Origin of the sequence: Pseudomonas sp. SWI7 (genome assembly GCF_006351945.1) — a bacterium.
Classification (GTDB): domain Bacteria; phylum Pseudomonadota; class Gammaproteobacteria; order Pseudomonadales; family Pseudomonadaceae; genus Aquipseudomonas; species Aquipseudomonas fulva.
Genome location: NZ_CP040930.1, coordinates 2,476,797 through 2,494,698 on the forward strand (window position 1 = coordinate 2,476,797; position 17,902 = coordinate 2,494,698).

The 17,902-nt window shown below is 48.5% G+C and carries 17 protein-coding genes; all 17 read left to right on the forward strand.

The annotated features are described in order from the left end of the window. Position 1: 1 nt before the first annotated feature. The 17 genes from tagD to FH041_RS11435 all read left to right on the forward strand — a co-directional run bounded on the left by tagD (position 2) and on the right by FH041_RS11435 (position 17,878). The gene (gene tagD / locus FH041_RS11355) at positions 2-418 is read left to right on the forward strand and encodes a glycerol-3-phosphate cytidylyltransferase (RefSeq protein WP_367239256.1); all 417 of its coding nucleotides are present in this window, start codon (positions 2-4) and stop codon (positions 416-418) included. A gap of 29 nt (positions 419-447) precedes the next feature. Beyond that, positions 448-4,374: a CDP-glycerol glycerophosphotransferase family protein gene (locus tag FH041_RS11360; protein WP_140174592.1), complete on the forward strand. Its 3,927-nt coding sequence runs from the start codon at positions 448-450 to the stop codon at positions 4,372-4,374. Between the two features lie 16 nt (positions 4,375-4,390). Further along, a complete protein-coding gene (locus FH041_RS11365) occupies positions 4,391-6,091 on the forward strand; it encodes a hypothetical protein (RefSeq protein WP_140174594.1) in 1,701 nt (566 codons plus the stop codon). After that, positions 6,088-6,465 carry a capsular biosynthesis protein gene (locus FH041_RS11370; RefSeq protein WP_140174596.1) on the forward strand — a complete coding sequence of 126 codons (378 nt, stop codon included), beginning with the start codon at positions 6,088-6,090 and terminating at the stop codon, positions 6,463-6,465. Before FH041_RS11365 ends, FH041_RS11370 begins: the two co-directional genes overlap by 4 nt. Next, positions 6,462-8,021, forward strand: a complete 1,560-nt coding sequence (locus FH041_RS11375; protein WP_140174598.1) for a hypothetical protein — start codon at positions 6,462-6,464, stop codon at positions 8,019-8,021. Before FH041_RS11370 ends, FH041_RS11375 begins: the two co-directional genes overlap by 4 nt. 2 nt (positions 8,022-8,023) lie before the next feature. Next, complete coding sequence (locus FH041_RS11380) at positions 8,024-8,752, forward strand: glycosyltransferase family 2 protein (protein ID WP_140174600.1); 729 nt, start codon at positions 8,024-8,026, stop codon at positions 8,750-8,752. A gap of 299 nt (positions 8,753-9,051) precedes the next feature. Beyond that, positions 9,052-10,023 carry a hypothetical protein gene (locus FH041_RS11385; RefSeq protein WP_140174602.1) on the forward strand — a complete coding sequence of 324 codons (972 nt, stop codon included), beginning with the start codon at positions 9,052-9,054 and terminating at the stop codon, positions 10,021-10,023. Positions 10,024-10,335: 312 nt separating this feature from the next. Further along, complete coding sequence (rfbB, locus tag FH041_RS11390) at positions 10,336-11,436, forward strand: dTDP-glucose 4,6-dehydratase (RefSeq protein ID WP_140174604.1); 1,101 nt, start codon at positions 10,336-10,338, stop codon at positions 11,434-11,436. Then, positions 11,433-12,338: a dTDP-4-dehydrorhamnose reductase gene (gene rfbD / locus FH041_RS11395; protein ID WP_140174606.1), complete on the forward strand. Its 906-nt coding sequence runs from the start codon at positions 11,433-11,435 to the stop codon at positions 12,336-12,338. The genes rfbB and rfbD overlap by 4 nt, the downstream gene beginning before the upstream one ends. An 8-nt stretch (positions 12,339-12,346) precedes the next feature. Continuing rightward, the gene (rfbA, locus tag FH041_RS11400; RefSeq protein WP_027914271.1) at positions 12,347-13,228 is read left to right on the forward strand and encodes a glucose-1-phosphate thymidylyltransferase RfbA; all 882 of its coding nucleotides are present in this window, start codon (positions 12,347-12,349) and stop codon (positions 13,226-13,228) included. Beyond that, positions 13,228-13,776 (forward strand): dTDP-4-dehydrorhamnose 3,5-epimerase, encoded by a 549-nt coding sequence (gene rfbC, locus FH041_RS11405; protein ID WP_140174608.1) that lies wholly within the window; start codon positions 13,228-13,230, stop codon positions 13,774-13,776. Before rfbA ends, rfbC begins: the two co-directional genes overlap by 1 nt. A gap of 501 nt (positions 13,777-14,277) precedes the next feature. Continuing rightward, positions 14,278-14,520: a hypothetical protein gene (locus tag FH041_RS11410; RefSeq protein ID WP_140174610.1), complete on the forward strand. Its 243-nt coding sequence runs from the start codon at positions 14,278-14,280 to the stop codon at positions 14,518-14,520. Between the two features lie 89 nt (positions 14,521-14,609). Further along, positions 14,610-14,873, forward strand: coding sequence for a DUF3077 domain-containing protein (locus FH041_RS11415; protein ID WP_028687411.1), 264 nt, complete (start codon positions 14,610-14,612; stop codon positions 14,871-14,873). A gap of 834 nt (positions 14,874-15,707) precedes the next feature. Beyond that, the gene (locus tag FH041_RS11420; RefSeq protein ID WP_110607172.1) at positions 15,708-15,950 is read left to right on the forward strand and encodes a hypothetical protein; all 243 of its coding nucleotides are present in this window, start codon (positions 15,708-15,710) and stop codon (positions 15,948-15,950) included. Positions 15,951-16,038: 88 nt separating this feature from the next. Further along, positions 16,039-16,302: a DUF3077 domain-containing protein gene (locus tag FH041_RS11425; RefSeq protein WP_140174612.1), complete on the forward strand. Its 264-nt coding sequence runs from the start codon at positions 16,039-16,041 to the stop codon at positions 16,300-16,302. Positions 16,303-16,551: 249 nt separating this feature from the next. Then, positions 16,552-17,649 (forward strand): acyltransferase, encoded by a 1,098-nt coding sequence (locus FH041_RS11430; protein WP_140174614.1) that lies wholly within the window; start codon positions 16,552-16,554, stop codon positions 17,647-17,649. Between the two features lie 100 nt (positions 17,650-17,749). Continuing rightward, positions 17,750-17,878 carry a hypothetical protein gene (locus FH041_RS11435; protein WP_306674843.1) on the forward strand — a complete coding sequence of 43 codons (129 nt, stop codon included), beginning with the start codon at positions 17,750-17,752 and terminating at the stop codon, positions 17,876-17,878. Positions 17,879-17,902: the final 24 nt, after the last annotated feature.

Sequence of the window (17,902 nt, forward strand, 5' to 3'; positions counted from 1 at the left end):
GATGAATACATTGAAAACGGTTATCACATATGGAACTTTTGACATTCTACACCGTGGCCATATCAATCTACTAAGAAGAGCTCGATCTCTTGGCGATCGGTTGATCGTCGGACTATCATCGGATGAGTTTAATTCGGGAAAGCATAAATCCTCTCTATTGAACTATGAAAATCGAAAGGTAGTTCTTGAATCAATTCGATATGTGGACTTCGTTTTTCCTGAGGAAAACTGGGAGCAGAAATTCTCAGACATAAGGAAATATGAAGCCGATATTTTTGTAATGGGCGATGATTGGGAAGGTAAGTTTGACTTCCTTAAAGATCTCTGTGAGGTCGTGTATCTACCGCGGACAGCGGCGATTTCGACTACTGAAATTAAAACGTCTTTGAATCCTGAAAAAGACTTTAGTAAAAATTGAGAAAATCGACTTATAGTCAGGTGACACACGTGAGCGCAGAAGTTGTAAGACAAGAGCCAAGAGCAAACTCAGTCCACAGTCTGCTTCTAAGAAGTGGCTATTTCTGCCCTGCTTTTTATACTGAAAGGTATGCCGATGTCTCGGCGGCCAACATTGATCCACTACAACACTACCTTCTATATGGATGGCTCGAAAATCGCCAACCGAGCAATAAATTCGATCCGAGCTTCTATTTGTCACTGTATAAAGATACGCCGAAAGACAGCAATCCGCTCATTATGTTTTTCAAAGATGGGCTGCTTGATGGAAGAGTTGGTAACGCAGCAGATCTGAATAAGGCTGACCTGAGCAGGCAACGATCTGCAGCCACAAACTTTTATCACGCCTCTTACTTTCATAAGCTAAAGCAATGGTATTCTGCTGAACAGTGGATCACAAATGCGTTGATGGAGGCTCCTCTAAATCCAGAGTTTTTGACTCTATTGGCCGAAGTTCTGAGGAAGCAGGCTAAGTGGTGGCAGCGTCTAGATATACTTACTCAGCTAACAGATCTGGAACCTGAAAACCCCAATCACTATTTGGAGTTAGCGGAAACCCAGGAGGTAATGAAGTCGCACACGGAGGCCGCTGAATCCTATAGAAAAGCGCTCGTACTGCAACCAAACAATGCAAACATTCACTATCGTCTTGGGTATGTCTTAGAGACGCGTGGCCATGATGAGCGCATCCACCTGGCCGGCTCGGCAAAGCATTACGAGCTTGCTATTAGTTTAGATAAAAAGTTAGATAGCACACATTACGGTATTGGCGCATTCCATCAGCACTATGGAAGATGGTCATCCGCAATTGGCGCTTTCATCAAAACGCTCAAAAAAGATTATGGTAACGCAAAATTACATTATAAATTGGCCATGGCGTACGACCGCACCTATCAATGGGAACTAGCCGAAAAAAGTTATCGTAATGCTATTGCACTTGACTCAAGCGACACATATTGGCACTACAGACTTGGTTTTGTATGCGAGCGACTGGGTAATTTTGCATCAGCGGCTGAAGCTTACTCATATGCAGCTACTGCGAGGAAAGATCACTCTATATATTGGCACTACCGATGCGCTTATGCTCTAGAAAAAAACGGGCGCTTTGAGGAAGCATGTAAAGAATATATTAAAACGCTCAAGAAAGATTCTACTGCTAGCTTAGGTAGAAAAATTTTAGAGCAAAATCCGGCTGTAGGCCAGAAAGGGACGCAATCCAGCCCAAATAATGTACAGAGCTATAAGGCCAGCTTTGAGAAAAACAAAATCAAATCATCAGCCGCAATTAGCTTGGAAATCGATGGATCCGATGCTAATACATGGTGGAAAGTAGCACTCAGCCATATTTCCGACCAAAATTATGTCGAGGCCATAACACATGTACGTCAAGCGATTGCTCGAAACGACGCACACGTACCTGCTTGGCATTACGTCTTAGGTTGCCTACTAGTCAAAGGAGGTAGACTTGAGGAGGCCTGCGAAGCATTCCGAAATATCCGAATTATTCAAGCCCCATACGGCGCACCTGAAAACCCGTTGCAGGATGATAAAGCCTTCAACAAATCTGCATTATACACAGAGTATTTCGAGCGGGAACCATTAGATCAGGAAATGGTACTCTTGGAGAGCTTCCATGGCGCTTCTATCTCCTGTAATCCGTACGCAATATTCACGAAGATGCTGGAATCTGATAAATTCGCCAACTTCACTTATGTTTGGGTAATCAATAATAAAGACAAGATACCAAAGTATCTCAAGAGACTTAAAAATGTAATATTCATAAGCAGAGAAAGCGAAAGCTACCTCTATTACTTAGCCAAAGCTAAGTACCTAATCAATAACAATACATTCCCACCGTACTTCATTAGGAAACTGGGCCAAAAATATTTAAACACTTGGCACGGCACGCCTCTTAAAACATTGGGTAAAGACATACTAACGTCTTTGTTTGAGCACAAAAATGCTGCTAGGAATTTCCTCCAGGCGACTGATATAGTTGTTCCAAACGATCATTCCGAACGTATTCTTATTGATCAGCACGATGTCAGGCCAGGACTAAATGCAAACATTTTAAAAATAGGTTATCCGCGGGTGGACCTAACCCTAAATCCATCTGAGGATGTTCTTCAAAAACTCAAAGAAGAACTTGGTATAGCCAAAGGGTGTAAGGTCATATTTTACGCTCCTACGTATCGTGGCAGCAGTATTGGCAAAAGCAATTTGGAGCTCGATGAAATCGAAGCTGCTGTAGAGCTGATCGAGACAAATGCGGGACCGAACTGCATAGTGTTCTTCAAAGGACACCACATGTTCGAACGCACCATTCAAGAAAAAAACCCAAGGATTAACTTCCTTCCGGGCGACATTGATACAAACCTATTCTTAGCGCTTACCGACATCTTAGTTACAGATTATTCAAGTGTAGCTATCGATTTCATGCCCACATGCAAGCCCATCATCTTTTACGCTTATGATTATGATAGCTATAAGACTGAAAGAGGCCTATATTTCGATCTTGATGGGTTCTATGGTGAGTTCTGCACTACGCGAGAAGGCTTAAAAAAAGCTTTGAGCGATACTATTAACGAATCTTACAAACTAAAAAACCGTATTGCTTTAAGCGAACTCTGCCCATACGACCATGGTAAATCTTCGCACCAATTAATAGATTATTTCTTCTTTGAGAAGAATATTAAACGGGTTAGCAGCAACACTATTGCGACGCGGAATATCGTAGCTTTTGCTGGCGCGCTGATTCCAAACGGCATAACTACTTCAATCACCAATTTGTCAAACGCGCTCGACTATGACAGATACTCGTTGACACTTGCAATCGATCCAAATTCCGTGGCCAATTATCCTGAACGTGTCCAGCAGATGAATAATCTGCATGCAAATGTGAACATAGTTGCTCGGGTTGGCAGGCAAAATATGACCATTGAGGAAAAATGGCTCAATGACTATTACATGCGCGAGCACTCACTGCCTACGGATGAGATGAATGAGATATTACAACGGTGTTATTTGCGCGAAAATATCCGAATGTTCGGAAGGGCAAATTACGACTGCTTAGTAAATTTCGACGGATATATTCGGTTCTGGGCATTGTTGATGGCTCAAAAACCTTACCCTAATAGCCAAAAGAGCATCGCTTACCTCCACAATGACATGGTCGGCGAATGGAAAAAACGCTTCCCCAACTTAGAAAGCATATTCAATAACTATGATGCCTATGATGTTTTACTATCTGTATCAAAGGCAACAAGTAATCTAAATAAACATAACCTGCAACATCGCTTTTCTATTTCGCCCGAAAAGTTCGATCATTGTGACAATCTCATAGACTTCGACAAAGTCCTTCGCTTATCAGAAGAAGAAATCACTTCGCCACCTGAAATGGAAATTTTTGCAGGTACTGATAAAATCTTTATCAACGTAGCGCGCTTATCAGTTGAGAAAGGGCATGAGGACTTGGTACTTGGCTTCCATCAAGCTCAGAAAAAAAAGCCTGGTATGAAATTAGTCATCATCGGGGACGGCCCTTTAAAATCTAAGCTAAAATCTCTGATCATTAACTTGGATTTAAGTGAAAAGGTATTCCTATTAGGCAGAAAAGATAATCCTTTCATGTACTTGAAGAAATCCGACTGTTTCGTGTTTTCTTCCAAGCATGAAGGCCAAGGCCTAGCAATTCTTGAAGCAATGATATTAGAGCTGCCTGTTATCTGCACTAATTTCCCATGTGCCTACGATGTATTAGAATCCGGCAGGTTAGGTCGGATCGTAGGGATGTCACCAGAAGAGATAGGACAAGCCATGGTGGATTTCGCTGAAAGTGGATTCGAATTCTCTAGCTTCGACAGTGTGATTTATCAAACAGAAGCCATAAATAAATTTTACCAAGTGATAGATCAATAAAAGATTGGATAAAAAAATGAATTCCGTAAGATTTGATTCTGTTGCCAATAAGCTCTCTAGGAATTGGGAGTTTAATGCACTGCTTACTTTCTTTAGTGAGAATGCTGAGAAATTTTCGAAACATTTAGAATTTTGTGTCTTATTGGCAGATCTCGGACAATTATCTAGGCTCCATGATTTCGTGTCAAAGATTGGACTATATAATCTTAAAGCCATCGCTAATGACGAAACCAATACATATAAGAAGCGGGGTAATGCACAAGCACTTCTAAAAATATATGAGCAGGAAATGCTTGCAGTTTTTGAACGTCAAGGTAGTTCCTCATCAGGAATGGATGAAGACCTCCTCCGCCGCACAATTTTTTCTGATAAAACTGTCATAGCTAACTATATATTGGACAATAAAGAGAAAATTTTCCAAGCGGAGCAAAGCCCTAAGACGCTGATGTATTTGACGTTTGCGCTCAATGAGCTGAAAGACAGTAGCGCTTTTGATTCATGCGTTAAGCTTTTGCTTGATAATATAGACACGTTTAAAAAAATGAGTGCAATGCGTAAAGCTTACATTACTCATTTGATCGTCGAAAAAACCCTAGCTAATACAGGCCTTATAACGTTCCCAAAAATCGGCTACAACGAGCTTCATAAGCTTCTTGGCGTGATAATTGCCCAGAAGCAAACTAATGAGGTAGGGGCCGCCAGACTCTATTCGTTGGTCACCGATGTTATCCAGCCCGAATTGAAGCGCTCAGCTAATTGCGTAATGTTGGGGGCAGATGTGAAGCCTCGTGTAGCCGTCTGTCTTTCCGGCATGTACCGATGTGGCAACTTAGCATTGGACAGCATTTATAAAAATGTCATCAGCCCCCTTGATGCAGATGTGTTCTTTCATTCCTGGACCGAAATGCAAGTATGGCCGGGTTTGGGTGGGGCTGGAGATGATTGGCTGTTGAGAATCTTTAACAAGGACATGCTATCGAGATGTCCTACGGCACTCAGATCCAAGAAATACTTTAAATCTAAATTTCCACGGACTTATGAAATAATCGACACGCCAAAACAGGCCGAATTCTCCAGTTCAATCTTGCCAGAGAATATCGAATTCAAGGAAGTTTTGCTCGAAGATTCTGATTGCTTATTTAGTGATAGACCTGATGAAGCCGAGAAGTATTTGTCGCTCGGCAGTATGAACCAAGCTAAAATGCTGTACGGAATTTACAAAGCGCATGAGCTGGCTGTGGCCTTCGAGAAGAAACATAATTTCAGATACGACTATATCATTCGATGCAGGCCAGATATAGGCGTTCATAACTCGCTGAACTACAATATTTTGGAGAGCCTCCTCCCAAGCGAAGTAGGCATGGACTTTACGAAAGAATATGGCCCTCAAGATCAATTTTGGTATGGGCCAAGGAACTCGGCCTTAACAATGGCTTCGCTGTGGGGCTCATCCGTAGCGGCGAGAAGCTTGTCACCCTTTACTGAATATCCGCAGATGAGGGCGCATGGGCTCATATTCGGCTGGATGGCAGACAACCATCTTCAACCTGTACATACTCCAATTAAACGCGACATGAAGATGGCAACAGCCAAAGCAACACCCCCGGATTTCTCCGCAGCGCTAGATTTAGATTTCTCTAACGAAGCTGCTGAGTTTAGGGATAATGCCGAAGTTTCAAAATTCTTTAATGCTCTAGCGGACTTTAATAAAATATGAAACGCTTGATAATGGACTTGGATGACACCATCTGCACCACATCGAATGGTGATTATAAGAACAGCAAACCGAATATCCATGTCATCCGTAAAATGCATGATTACAAGGAAATGGGTTTCACTATTGCGATTAGTACGAGCCGCAATATGAGAACTTACAATGGGGATATTGGAAAGATCAACGCCAACACGCTGCCTATCATCATAGCGTGGCTCGACGATCATTCAGTCCCATATGACGAGATAATCATGGCAAAACCATGGTGTGGAATGGATGGCTTTTATGTAGACGACAAAGCCATCCGACCTTCTGAATTTCGTGAGAATTCTTATGAGCAGATCCTAGACATCCTAGCTAAGGAGAAGCCTGAATGATATTGATCACATCGGCAGCATACGTTGGTCCGGAATTCCAAGCCGAGTTCGGGAAATTACCCCCGGCTTTCCTACCTGTGGGCAATAAACGTCTATTCAAATTCCAGATAGCGGCACTTAATAATGCCTATGCCAACGAAAAAATATGGCTGAGTATTCCTGAGAGCTATCTGTTGTCTTACCAAGATAACTATTCTCTACGAGAAGCCAACGTATCTATCATCAGCGTGCCGGACGGCTTGACGCTTGCGGATTCCATACTATTTTGCTTAAACGTAATTGAAACCTCAGATAAAAAAATCCGCATTCTACACGGAGATACATATCTTCCAAAAATTCCGGAAGGGGACGACGTCTTAGCACTAGCATCCACTCAAGATTACTATAACTGGGAAGTCGAATCTTCAGATATCAATAGCGAATCTGTATGGTGCGGATATTTTTCTTTTTCAAATTCCAGGGAACTAATAAAGAACCTTACAATATGTCGTGGTAGCTTTGTCAAAGCTGTACGAATGTACTCTGAAATTATACCTTTGACTAAAGCTCAATCGGAGCAGTGGTACGACCTAGGTCATATAAACACGTTTTATAAAACAAGGGCCAAGATCACTACGCAGCGTTCTTTTAATGAGCTGACAATTACAGATACGCATGTCTATAAAAGTGGTACCCCTGGATTCAAAATCGCTGCAGAAGGAAATTGGTTTGCACACTTACCTCTCTCTCTAAGAGGCTTTATTCCACAATTAATGGGTCAAGGAATACAAGAAGATCGTCCATACTACGTACTGGAATTCCTTTATCTTGCGCCTTTAAATGAGTTACTTGTAAACGGCAACAATCCAGTATTTTTCTGGAGAAAAGTATTTAAACATTTGAGCTCATGGCTACAAGCGTGTAATAAAAATCACGATGAGGGCCAGACGCCTAATATTGTAAACTCTCGCCAAGTCTTATTCAGAGACAAGACTGTAAAACGCCTGACGGAATTTTGCTGCTCAATGAACTACGACATGGCGGATTGTGTCACAGTTAACGGGATTAGGTCACCTTCGATACAAACTGTCATGGAAGAATGCATTAGACTTGCACTCTCCAAACCATCTATACCCGGCATATTGCACGGCGACCTGTGCTTTAGCAATATCATGTATGACTCTCGAGCAGATGCAATCAAACTGATTGACCCAAGAGCAATCGACCCAAATAACAATTTTACTATGTACGGCGATATTGCTTACGACATAGCTAAACTTAATCACTCAGTTTTAGGCCTTTACGACCATATAATCGCTGGTGCATATCAGCTGATCCATAAAGATTCTCTTAGCTTTGATCTTGAGATTTTTGCGGAGCAACGCATAATTCATATCCAAGAGGCATATCTCCAAGACCCATTAGTGGCCGAATTGTCTCCATTGGAGTATATGCCACTTACGGTATTGCTATTCTTGTCAATGCTGCCACTCCATGCCGACAACAAACCCCGACAACTTGCATTATTTGCTAATGCATTTTTACTTTATAATAAATTTATCAAATCGGAACTATAGACATGATTGTTATTCCTATGGTCGGCAAAAGCAGTCGTTTCTTTAAAGAGGGCTACTCGGAGCCTAAATACAAGCTAAAAATTGGAGATCTTACTGTCTTCGAGAGGTCTGTACTCTCATTCGAGCAGTATTTTAAGACCGATAAGTTTCTATTCTTGGTTCGAAGTGATTATTCAGCGTCAGAATTTGTAAAGGAGAAACTGGACAAGCTAGGTGTAATCAATTACTCGGTAGTTGAATTTTCCCATGAAACAGATGGGCAAGCTGACACTGTATATCAGGGGCTTAAAAGGTCCGGCGGGTTTGTCGACGACGCAGAACCACTCTACATATTTAACATTGATACTTTCCGACCTGGCTTCGTCAAATCTGACAAGCGTGCAGATGATGGTTATCTAGAAGTTTTCCTGGGGGAAGGAACACACTGGTCCTTTGCTTTGCCTGGGAGTGAAAACAGCGTACTGAAAACCACTGAAAAAGATCGAATTTCAGATTTGTGCAGCAACGGTCTTTATTACTTCAAGAACTCAATGCTTTTCATAGAGGCATTTGAGCATTCCGTGCGGGAAGGATTGAAGGAGAAAGGTGAGTTTTATATAGCCCCGTTATATAATCACTTAATTCGCAATGGAAGATCTGTAAGCTACGAGCTTATACCTAGTGAGCAGATAATTTTCTGTGGCACACCAGAGGAATATAAAGCTGTCCTATCTGCTGAGACAGCAGCGTAGTCCTCACATTTATATCCTGCTGCTATCACAGCAGGATATAATATGAGTTGACAACTGACAAGATAGAATTCTTATATGTTTTTAGCTTTTAGAAATTTACGTCGGCAATTACCTTAATGGCACAGGCGACTAATATCTCGTCCTGCTGTTAAAAGCGCCTACTGGGAAAAGTAAACTTGAGCAACACTACCGTTAATTTCAAACAGCCACGCCTGTCATAAGCCTACGGAGAATGTATGCCAACAACACTAGTGAAGTCTCTAGCTCTATCCGCCCTGATCTCAATAGCTGGAGATTGTATGGCCACACCTATCAATTCAGAGTCGTCGCCTCAATTAAGAGCAGTCAAGCTCAACTTCCAAGAATCTGTATCAAATGAAGTAGAGCCTAACTTTAAAATCATAAAATCCTTTAATTTTGACAGCCCCAACTCCAGCCAAGCCAATGACTTAATTAAATCTCCGTCCACCTATCCTCAAGGATTTTGGATCGACGAGCAAGAAGATTCTTTGTTTATATTAAGGTACTCTAACAATCACCCTTCACGCGCCATAATTGAGCAATACACCTGGTCTACCTCTAAGCTAGTAAAGACATTCATTATTCCTGAGCCTCAAAATTCAGTATCGGAATCTATCATTGTTGACCGAAATGAAGATGGACTGATAGCCTACATTAGATCTGAAAATAAGCTAGCAAAATATGCGCTTATAAATCTTCCCGGCAACATCGGAAGCACTAAGAGATTAGAGTACTTGCATGATAACGTAGCCCAAAGCTTCGCGAGATTTGATGGCCGCTGGTATTTAGAAAAGTACAAAACACATCCGGACAACCTCGGACAAAGCCGAGGCGAGTATACGATCTTGGATAGCAACTACAAACATGTCGGCGATGTGAGTTTCCCGGCCAGCTATTCAGGATATCGGGAGTCACAAAAGCTCAATATACCCAAGCATCAGGGTTTTGCGGCCTTTCGTGATGGATTTGTAATGTCCATGGGTGGACACTGGACAGATAAATCTAAGAGCACTCCTTATCATTACTATGGAATCAATTTTTTCGACAAGACAGGTAGCATCAGCACATCCAACTATGTCTCACCAATCAAGCTCTTCGGCAAGTTGGAGGAATTAGGAGTCAAAGGGGATACCACGGAAAATGAAGGAATTCAGGCGCTTAATGGCGGCCGATTCGTAGTACTGCAAGTCGTGCAAACCCAAGGAAAACCTGGAGGTCAAATCCTATTCATCCAATTCACGCGACAGTAGACTCAACCCTCATCGCGCCCTTTCATGCGAGAGCGCGATGCTCTCTTGCATTCTCTATTGAGATCTAGGTTAAAGCACATACAAAGCAGACATCCATTAACTGATGTCTTATAGGCCACACGACCGATATTATCTGTGGTCATGATGCTCTATCATCACCTTGCGCTCGGAACAGTGTAGCTATCGGCTTAAGCCCTGTTGTATTCTCACAGATAGAAAAGATTGGGCGAAATGCTTAGCATTGAATCCAGCCTCTATTGCGGTCCCGGTGTCAAGTACAATATACGCCAAGTCTAGTGCAGGGTTAATGTCATGATATTTGTTACAGGTGGAGCCGGCTTTATCGGCTCAAATTTCGTTCTGCAATGGTGCGCGCACCACGAGGAGTCAGTCCTCAACCTGGATGCCCTCACCTACGCAGGCAACCTAGCCAACCTGCAGTCCCTTGAAGGCAACACACAGCATCACTTCGTCCAAGGCGACATCTGCGACGCGTCGCTCTTGGCCAAGCTGTTCGCCGAGCACCGCCCCCGCGCCGTGGTCCATTTTGCAGCCGAATCTCATGTAGACCGCTCTATCACTAGCCCCGAAGCATTCGTCCAGACCAACGTCATGGGCACCTTTAGACTGCTGGAAGCCGCACGTGCGCACTGGAGCAGTCTGACCGGGCAGGAGAAAGAAGGTTTCCGCTTCCTCCACGTCTCAACAGATGAGGTGTACGGCACACTCGCGCCACACGATCCGGCGTTCACTGAAACCACACCCTACGCCCCCAACAGCCCCTACTCCGCGAGCAAAGCCGCCAGTGACCACCTAGTGCGTTCCTACTTCCATACCTACGGTATGCCAGTCCTCACCACCAACTGCTCCAACAACTACGGGCCGTTCCACTTCCCCGAAAAACTGATCCCGCTCATGATCGTCAACGCGCTCGCGGGTAAACCGTTGCCGGTCTACGGTGACGGCCAGCAGATTCGGGACTGGTTGTACGTCGAGGACCACTGCTCGGGTATCCGCCGTGTGCTGGAAGCCGGCACCACAGGCGAAACCTACAACATCGGCGGCTGGAACGAGAAAGCCAACATCGATATCGTGCGTACGGTCTGCGGCCTGCTCGATGAGCTGGCGCCAGCGTCCGCGCGCAATGTGATCAACCAAAAGACCGGTGCGCCTGTCGGACATTACGCCGAGCTGATCACCTACGTGACAGACCGCCCGGGCCACGACCGCCGTTACGCCATCGATGCACGCAAGATCGAACGCGAGCTAGGCTGGAAACCTGCGGAAACGTTCGATACCGGCATCCGCAAAACTGTCGCTTGGTACCTTGCCAATCAGGAATGGGTGCAGGGCGTGATGGACGGTTCCTACCGTGATTGGGTGGCTAAGCAATACGGGGCAAATGAAGCGTGAAAATCCTGCTGTTGGGGAAAAACGGGCAAGTAGGCTGGGAGCTGCAGCGGTCTCTTTCGCCGCTCGGTGAAGTTGTCGCACTGGACCGTCAGGGTGACGGCGAGCTCTGTGGCGATTTGAGCCAGTTGGATGCTTTGGCGAGCACAGTTCGTTTGCTCGCGCCTGATGTAATCGTCAACGCGGCCGCTTATACAGCCGTGGATAAAGCAGAGGGTGATCCTCAGGCAGCAGCGCTTATCAATGCTCAGGCCCCTGCCCTACTGGCGCGTGAAGCCGCTCGCTTGGGCGCTTGGCTGATTCATTACTCTACTGACTACGTGTATGACGGCAGCGGTGATCAGCCTCGGCAAGAAACCGCAGCCACCGGCCCGCTGTCGGTCTATGGCCGTACCAAGCTTGAGGGTGAGCAGGCCATAGAAGCCAGCGGTGCCCAGGCCGTCATCCTGCGCACCAGCTGGGTGTACGCTGCCCGCGGAAATAACTTTGCAAAGACCATGCTACGCCTTGCCCAGGAGCGGGACGCCTTGAGCGTGGTAGCTGACCAGTTCGGCGCCCCAACCGGTGCTGACCTGATCGCGGACGTTACAGCCCATGTCGTGCGCCAGGTGGTCAACCAGCCCGCGAGCGCTCACCTTGCCGGGATCTACCACCTGGCAGCATCGGGTGAAACATGCTGGCACGCGTACGCCCAATTAGTGCTGCAGGACGCGCTTTGCAGGGGCATATCGCTTAAAGTGAACGCTGATCAAGTATCAGCGATCAATACCGACGCTTACCCTGTACCCGCGCCGCGCCCGCGAAATTCGCGGCTGGCACTGGGCAAGCTCGAAAGCGCGTTTAAGTTGAAAATGCCGCCCTGGCAGCAAGGCGTTAAACGTATGCTAGACGAAATCCATAAGTAAGGATTCCCATGGCTCGTAAAGGAATTATTCTGGCCGGCGGCTCAGGCACACGCCTGCACCCCGCGACGCTCTCGGTATCGAAGCAGCTGCTGCCGGTGTATGACAAACCCATGATCTATTACCCGCTGAGCACCCTGCTGCTCGCCGGTATCCGCGACATCCTGATCATTTCAACGCCGCAGGACACCCCACGCTTCGAGCAGTTGCTAGGCGACGGCAGCCAATGGGGCTTGAACCTGTCCTACGCCGTGCAGCCAAGCCCTGATGGCTTGGCTCAGGCATTCACCATCGGCGAGGCCTTCATTGGCAACGACACTTCTGCGCTGGTGCTGGGCGACAACATCTTCTACGGCCACGACTTCCAGTCGCTGCTGTTGAACGCGGGCCAACGCGAAACGGGCGCCTCTGTGTTCGCTTATCACGTCAACGACCCTGAGCGTTATGGTGTAGCTGAATTCAATGAGGCCGGGCGCGTATTGTCGCTGGAAGAAAAGCCAAAACAGCCGAAGTCCAACTATGCGGTGACGGGCCTTTACTTCTACGACAACCAAGTGGTCGACCTGGCGCGCAGCCTGAAGCCATCGGCCCGAGGCGAGCTGGAGATCACCGACCTCAACAACCTGTACCTGCAACAAGCGCAGCTGCATGTCGAGATCATGGGCCGTGGCTATGCATGGCTGGACACAGGTACCCACGACAGCCTGCTTGATGCCAGCCAGTACATTGCGACCATGGAGCGCCGCCAAGGGCTGAAGGTGGCATGCCCGGAAGAGATCTGCTTCCGTGCAGGCTGGATTGATGCCGAACAACTCGAGCGCCTGGCCCAGCCATTGCTCAAAAATGGCTACGGCCAGTACCTGCGTAACCTGCTTAGCGAAAAGGTTTTCTGATGCACGCTACCCCTCTGGCCATCCCTGATGTCCTTCTGTTCGCACCAAAAGTCTTCGGCGATGACCGGGGCTTCTTCTACGAAAGCTTCAACGCCAATGTGTTTGAAGAAGTCACTGGCCTGCGCCCCGATTTCGTTCAGGACAATCACTCTCGATCAGTGAAAGGCGTGCTTCGGGGCCTGCACTACCAGTTGGCCCCTCATGCCCAGGGCAAACTGGTGCGCGTGGTCCAAGGGGAAGTGTTCGACGTGGCGGTCGATATCCGTCGCTCCTCCCCCACTTTCGGCAAATGGGTCGGTGCGGTACTTTCTGCGGAAAACAAGAATCAGCTGTGGGTCCCGCCAGGGTTCGCGCACGGTTTTGTCACCCTGAGTGAAACCGCTGAATTCTTGTACAAGACCACCGATTTCTACTCGCCTGCCAGTGAGCGGTGCATCGCGTGGGATGACCCGGAAATCGCTATCGAGTGGCCGATTGATTTCAGCCCGAGCTTGTCTGGCAAGGATCAACTCGGCGTGGCGTTGGCTAACGCTGAAGTGTTCGAGTAATCCTGCAACGGGGCCAAGCCGCGTAAGGCTTGGCCTTGTCAGCAACTACAGCCTAAGCAGTTCTGATTGGCCGACACCTGGGCTCGCCATAGTAAGAAACGCTTGCGAGCGATTCACCCGCTTCGATGATTAGAGCGGCGCCGCTTTTCCCGGTAACTGATTGAGTCTGGTGTTGAGTACGCAGGCTTAGGCTTCAGAAAGCAAAAGAATCAGAATCTGCCCCTTCCTTGTAGTCCATTTCCCAAAGATACTCTGACCCCGCATTTACCATTGCGACCGCGTTTCTACGCTTCTACTCTCGGGGCGTCGTTGCTCATCAACGACACGGCTTTGACAGGTCGTAACGGTATTATGCACACAGCTCGCGTTATGGCGGCTGTACGTGGGGCACGCTTGCGTGCGCCGGAACTTGCATAGTCCGCCGGTCTGTCAACCTACGTACAGCTGCCTCCCTCTGTTTGACAGCAGTCGGGAGGGGGCCCGATTGGAAGGTACTATGCGATGCTTAAGATCGTCCCCGACCCACCGCACCACATCCACTCCCTGGAAGACACCTTGGTTCAGGCCTCGGATCACGCGCTATGCGCCGCAACCATCGCGCATCAGGCCTTGCTGCTACAGCCCAAATCCCCGACATCGATTCTGATCATGACGTCTCTGCACGAACTCGAGGCGCTGCGGGCATTGCTGGAGTCAGCGCTTCTGCAGGTGCAAAGGCCCAGAGAACCTCGAGCAATGCATTGAAGCCAGCTGGGGCTGTGGTGGGCTGACCATTGCCAAGCAAGGTCGCCCACATGGCAGCCCTGGCAGCAAACAAGCAGGGAGACCAATCAATGACCGCACATCAAACCGGCGTTACAGCCGGCAAAACCAAGTTCTATCAAGGCAAACAGCAAACCGAGCCACTGTTCTGCATCGAACCCGGCATACCGTGTGAGCACGCCCGTGCTCAAGCCTCTGAGCTGATGGGTTACGCGCAGGAGCTGACCATCAGTGGCTTGATGGACGAAAACCCGAAGTTGATATGGGCTGCGTACTATCTGGGTGCATTGGCCAAAACGCTGATGGACGATGCTGAGGCAGGCATGGCGAACTGAGCAGCGTGCCCACCCGGCAGTCAGTGTTTGTAGATTCCTCGGTCACCAACGGAAAGTAATCCTGGGATGGCAAAACCTTAAGAAGTCTCGGACGAAGATTTAGCGGTGTGTTAACAGGTTCGGGATCGGCGAAATAACAGAGCACTTGGGTGAATGCGCGAGCGCTTACACCTAAGGCTGACGCACTTAAAACCTCGACCGAGCCGATTGACGGTGCTGGTGTCATGATCCCTCAGAAACTGAACGGGCTACTCGACGGTTTCGAAGTCGTCGCTTCCATGCGGATAAAAAGATCGATCCTGGAATGAGGAACGCCGAGGAGCTTGGCTCGAATCCGCGTCGCTCCTTGTGCAGAAGAACGCTCAGCTTCAGACGTTGCAAAGCGCAGACAGACGATGCCGAGCTTCTGCGATCACCGGCTTAACAGACCTTGTTAGAGGCTTCCGTTAATTTCCAGTTTTTAACTTCATAACTCTTCAGCGCAGACGCTTGAATCTATTCTCAAGCACCTGAGCTTCGCACCTCTGAAAGCAGAAAAATCAGAATCTACCCCTTCCCTGTAGTCCATTTCCCAAAGATACTCATCCTCCCTATTTTCCGTTGCGGCCATTCTGGAAGCGACCTAGTCTCGCCCTGTCGTTGGCTATCAACGGCACGGCTTTGACAGGCCGTCACGGTACATAGAAATCAGCTCGTCCTTGATGGCGGCTGTACGTGCGGGCACGCTTGCGTGCGCCGGAACTTGCTATGTCCGCCGGTCTGTCAACCCACGTACAGCTGCCACCCACTTGTTTGACAGCAAGAGGCGGCCGCACTGATCAAAGGACATACGCGATGCTTAAGATCGTCCCCGACCCACCGCACCACATCCACTCCCTGGAAGACACCCTGATTCAAGCCTCGGATCACGCGCTATGCGCCGCAACCGTCGCCCATCAGGCCTTGCTGCTACAGCCCAAATCCCCGACATCGATTCTGATCATGACGTCTCTGCATGAACTCGAAGCGCTGCGGGCATTGCTGGAGTCGGCGCTTCTGCAGGTGCAAAGGCCCAGAGAACCTCGCGCAATGCATTGAAGCCGAATGGGCTGCGCTGGGCTGACCATTGCCAAGCAACAGCCGTCCACACGACAGCCCTGGCAGCAAATAAGCAGGGAGATAATCAATGACCGTACCGGAAACCGGCGTCACCGCCGGCAAAACCAAGTTTTACCAAGGCAAACAGCAAACCGAGCCACTGCTCTGCATCGAACCCGGCATCCCGTGTGAGCACGCCCGAGCCCAAGCCTCTGAACTGATGGGTTACGTACAGGAGCTGACCATCAGCGGCTTGATGGACGAAAACCCGAAGTTGGTGTGGGCTGCATACTATCTGGGTGCGCTGGCCAAAACGCTGATGGACGATGCTGAGGCTGGCTTGGCGAGCTGAGCGCAGGCCATACCCATAGCACCCAATCGCGCTGTCTGGGGATTCTTCGCACACACGCTCATTGGGTGCTCTATCCCGAGCCAGCGTATACTCCGCCCCGGCAGGGAGGGCTAATGATCATCCTCATATGCCCAGGTAGCAGCGTTCAGCGTTAGTACAAAAATTGAAAGCGCCAGTGACCGAAATGCCGGACTCAGTTTTGGCTGGATCAACATTTACCTTCCTTACCTCCTTTATCAAGCAGCACACATGACTCTTTCTAACCCCAGTAATCGGCTCTATACGTTGGATGTACTGCGTGGCCTGGCTGCCTTGTGTGTCGTGTTCTGGCATTGGCAGCACTTCTTCTATGTGGGTAGCGCAGCCCATGACTTCGACCCGGCACAGCAACCGTTCTTCAGCACGTTTGAACTGCTGTATCGGCATGGCAACCTGGCTGTGCAGCTGTTCTTCACGTTATCGGGGTTCGTTTTCTACTGGTTGTTCGCAAACGGCATCAGCTGTCGCTCGTTGACGGTGTCACGTTTTGCCCAGGACAGGTTTAGCAGGCTCTACCCTTTGCACATCGTCACGTTCATGGCTGTCGTGGCCCTGCAATGGGCCTATCTCAGCAGCCACGGCACCTATTTCGTCTATCCGTTCAATGACGTCTATCACGCGGTGCTGAATATTTTGATGGTGCCGGCCTGGGGCTTGGAAAAGGGTTGGTCCTTCAACGCGCCTGTGTGGTCGGTGTCGGTGGAAGTGTTGCTCTACGCGATCTTCTTCATCATCTGCCTGACCAAGCGCTGGAAATGGCCATTGACCCTGGCGGCCATCGCGATTGGCAGCTTCCTTTATCCAGACATCTACAAACTGGGTAGTGGTCTGGTGTGCTTTTTCGTTGGTGGCATGACCTATGGCGTGCTGACGTGGGTGCGCCGGTATCTGGGCGATGGGGGTGCGCTGCTCATCACAGGCCCACTGTGTCTGGTGGCCTGGATCTGGCTTTTGAAAACACCTGCCGGGCTGAACAACCCGTTGCTGCTTTACGTGTGCTACCCATTACTTATTGCCGCACTGGCGGCCGCGGGCTCGCGCTGGCCCGATCTGGCGCGGCGCTGGGCGTGGCTGGGCGACATTAGTTACTCGTCCTACCTCACTCATTTCCCATTGCAGATCATATTCGCCATGGCTTTCGACGCATTGGCGCTTTCACGAGCAGTGTTCTATCAAGGGTGGGTGATGGTGCTGTTCTTTGCTGTACTCATACCCCTGAGCCTTGCCACCCATCGTTACCTGGAGCGCCCTGCCCAACGTTGGCTGCGACAGCGAGGGCGGCAGGTTTCTGCATTAACACCTAACTAACCCAACCGGTCCCCTTCTGGAGCAGATCAGCGTTTCATCGCACCGTTCGATTCGCCTGCACCACGCTTAACTGCCGGTTTTGTATTTTTCCGAGTAGGTGTTGGCCTCGTCGAAGCTGACCATCAGCGGCTTGATGGACGAAAACCCGAAATTGGTATGGGCCGCGTACTACCTGGGTGCACTGGCCAAGACGCTGATGGACGATGCTGACGCTGGCATGGCGAACTGAGCGGCGGGTTGTTGATTCGGCAAG

Coding starts and splice junctions, on each gene's coding strand:
- tagD (WP_367239256.1), top strand. CDS start 2: ATGAATACATTGAAAACGGTTATCACATATGGAACTTTTGACATTCTA.
- FH041_RS11365 (WP_140174594.1), top strand. CDS start 4,391: ATGAATTCCGTAAGATTTGATTCTGTTGCCAATAAGCTCTCTAGGAAT.
- FH041_RS11370 (WP_140174596.1), top strand. CDS start 6,088: ATGAAACGCTTGATAATGGACTTGGATGACACCATCTGCACCACATCG.
- FH041_RS11375 (WP_140174598.1), top strand. CDS start 6,462: ATGATATTGATCACATCGGCAGCATACGTTGGTCCGGAATTCCAAGCC.
- FH041_RS11380 (WP_140174600.1), top strand. CDS start 8,024: ATGATTGTTATTCCTATGGTCGGCAAAAGCAGTCGTTTCTTTAAAGAG.
- FH041_RS11385 (WP_140174602.1), top strand. CDS start 9,052: ATGGCCACACCTATCAATTCAGAGTCGTCGCCTCAATTAAGAGCAGTC.
- rfbB (WP_140174604.1), top strand. CDS start 10,336: ATGATATTTGTTACAGGTGGAGCCGGCTTTATCGGCTCAAATTTCGTT.
- rfbA (WP_027914271.1), top strand. CDS start 12,347: ATGGCTCGTAAAGGAATTATTCTGGCCGGCGGCTCAGGCACACGCCTG.
- rfbC (WP_140174608.1), top strand. CDS start 13,228: ATGCACGCTACCCCTCTGGCCATCCCTGATGTCCTTCTGTTCGCACCA.
- FH041_RS11410 (WP_140174610.1), top strand. CDS start 14,278: ATGCTTAAGATCGTCCCCGACCCACCGCACCACATCCACTCCCTGGAA.
- FH041_RS11415 (WP_028687411.1), top strand. CDS start 14,610: ATGACCGCACATCAAACCGGCGTTACAGCCGGCAAAACCAAGTTCTAT.
- FH041_RS11420 (WP_110607172.1), top strand. CDS start 15,708: ATGCTTAAGATCGTCCCCGACCCACCGCACCACATCCACTCCCTGGAA.
- FH041_RS11425 (WP_140174612.1), top strand. CDS start 16,039: ATGACCGTACCGGAAACCGGCGTCACCGCCGGCAAAACCAAGTTTTAC.
- FH041_RS11430 (WP_140174614.1), top strand. CDS start 16,552: ATGACTCTTTCTAACCCCAGTAATCGGCTCTATACGTTGGATGTACTG.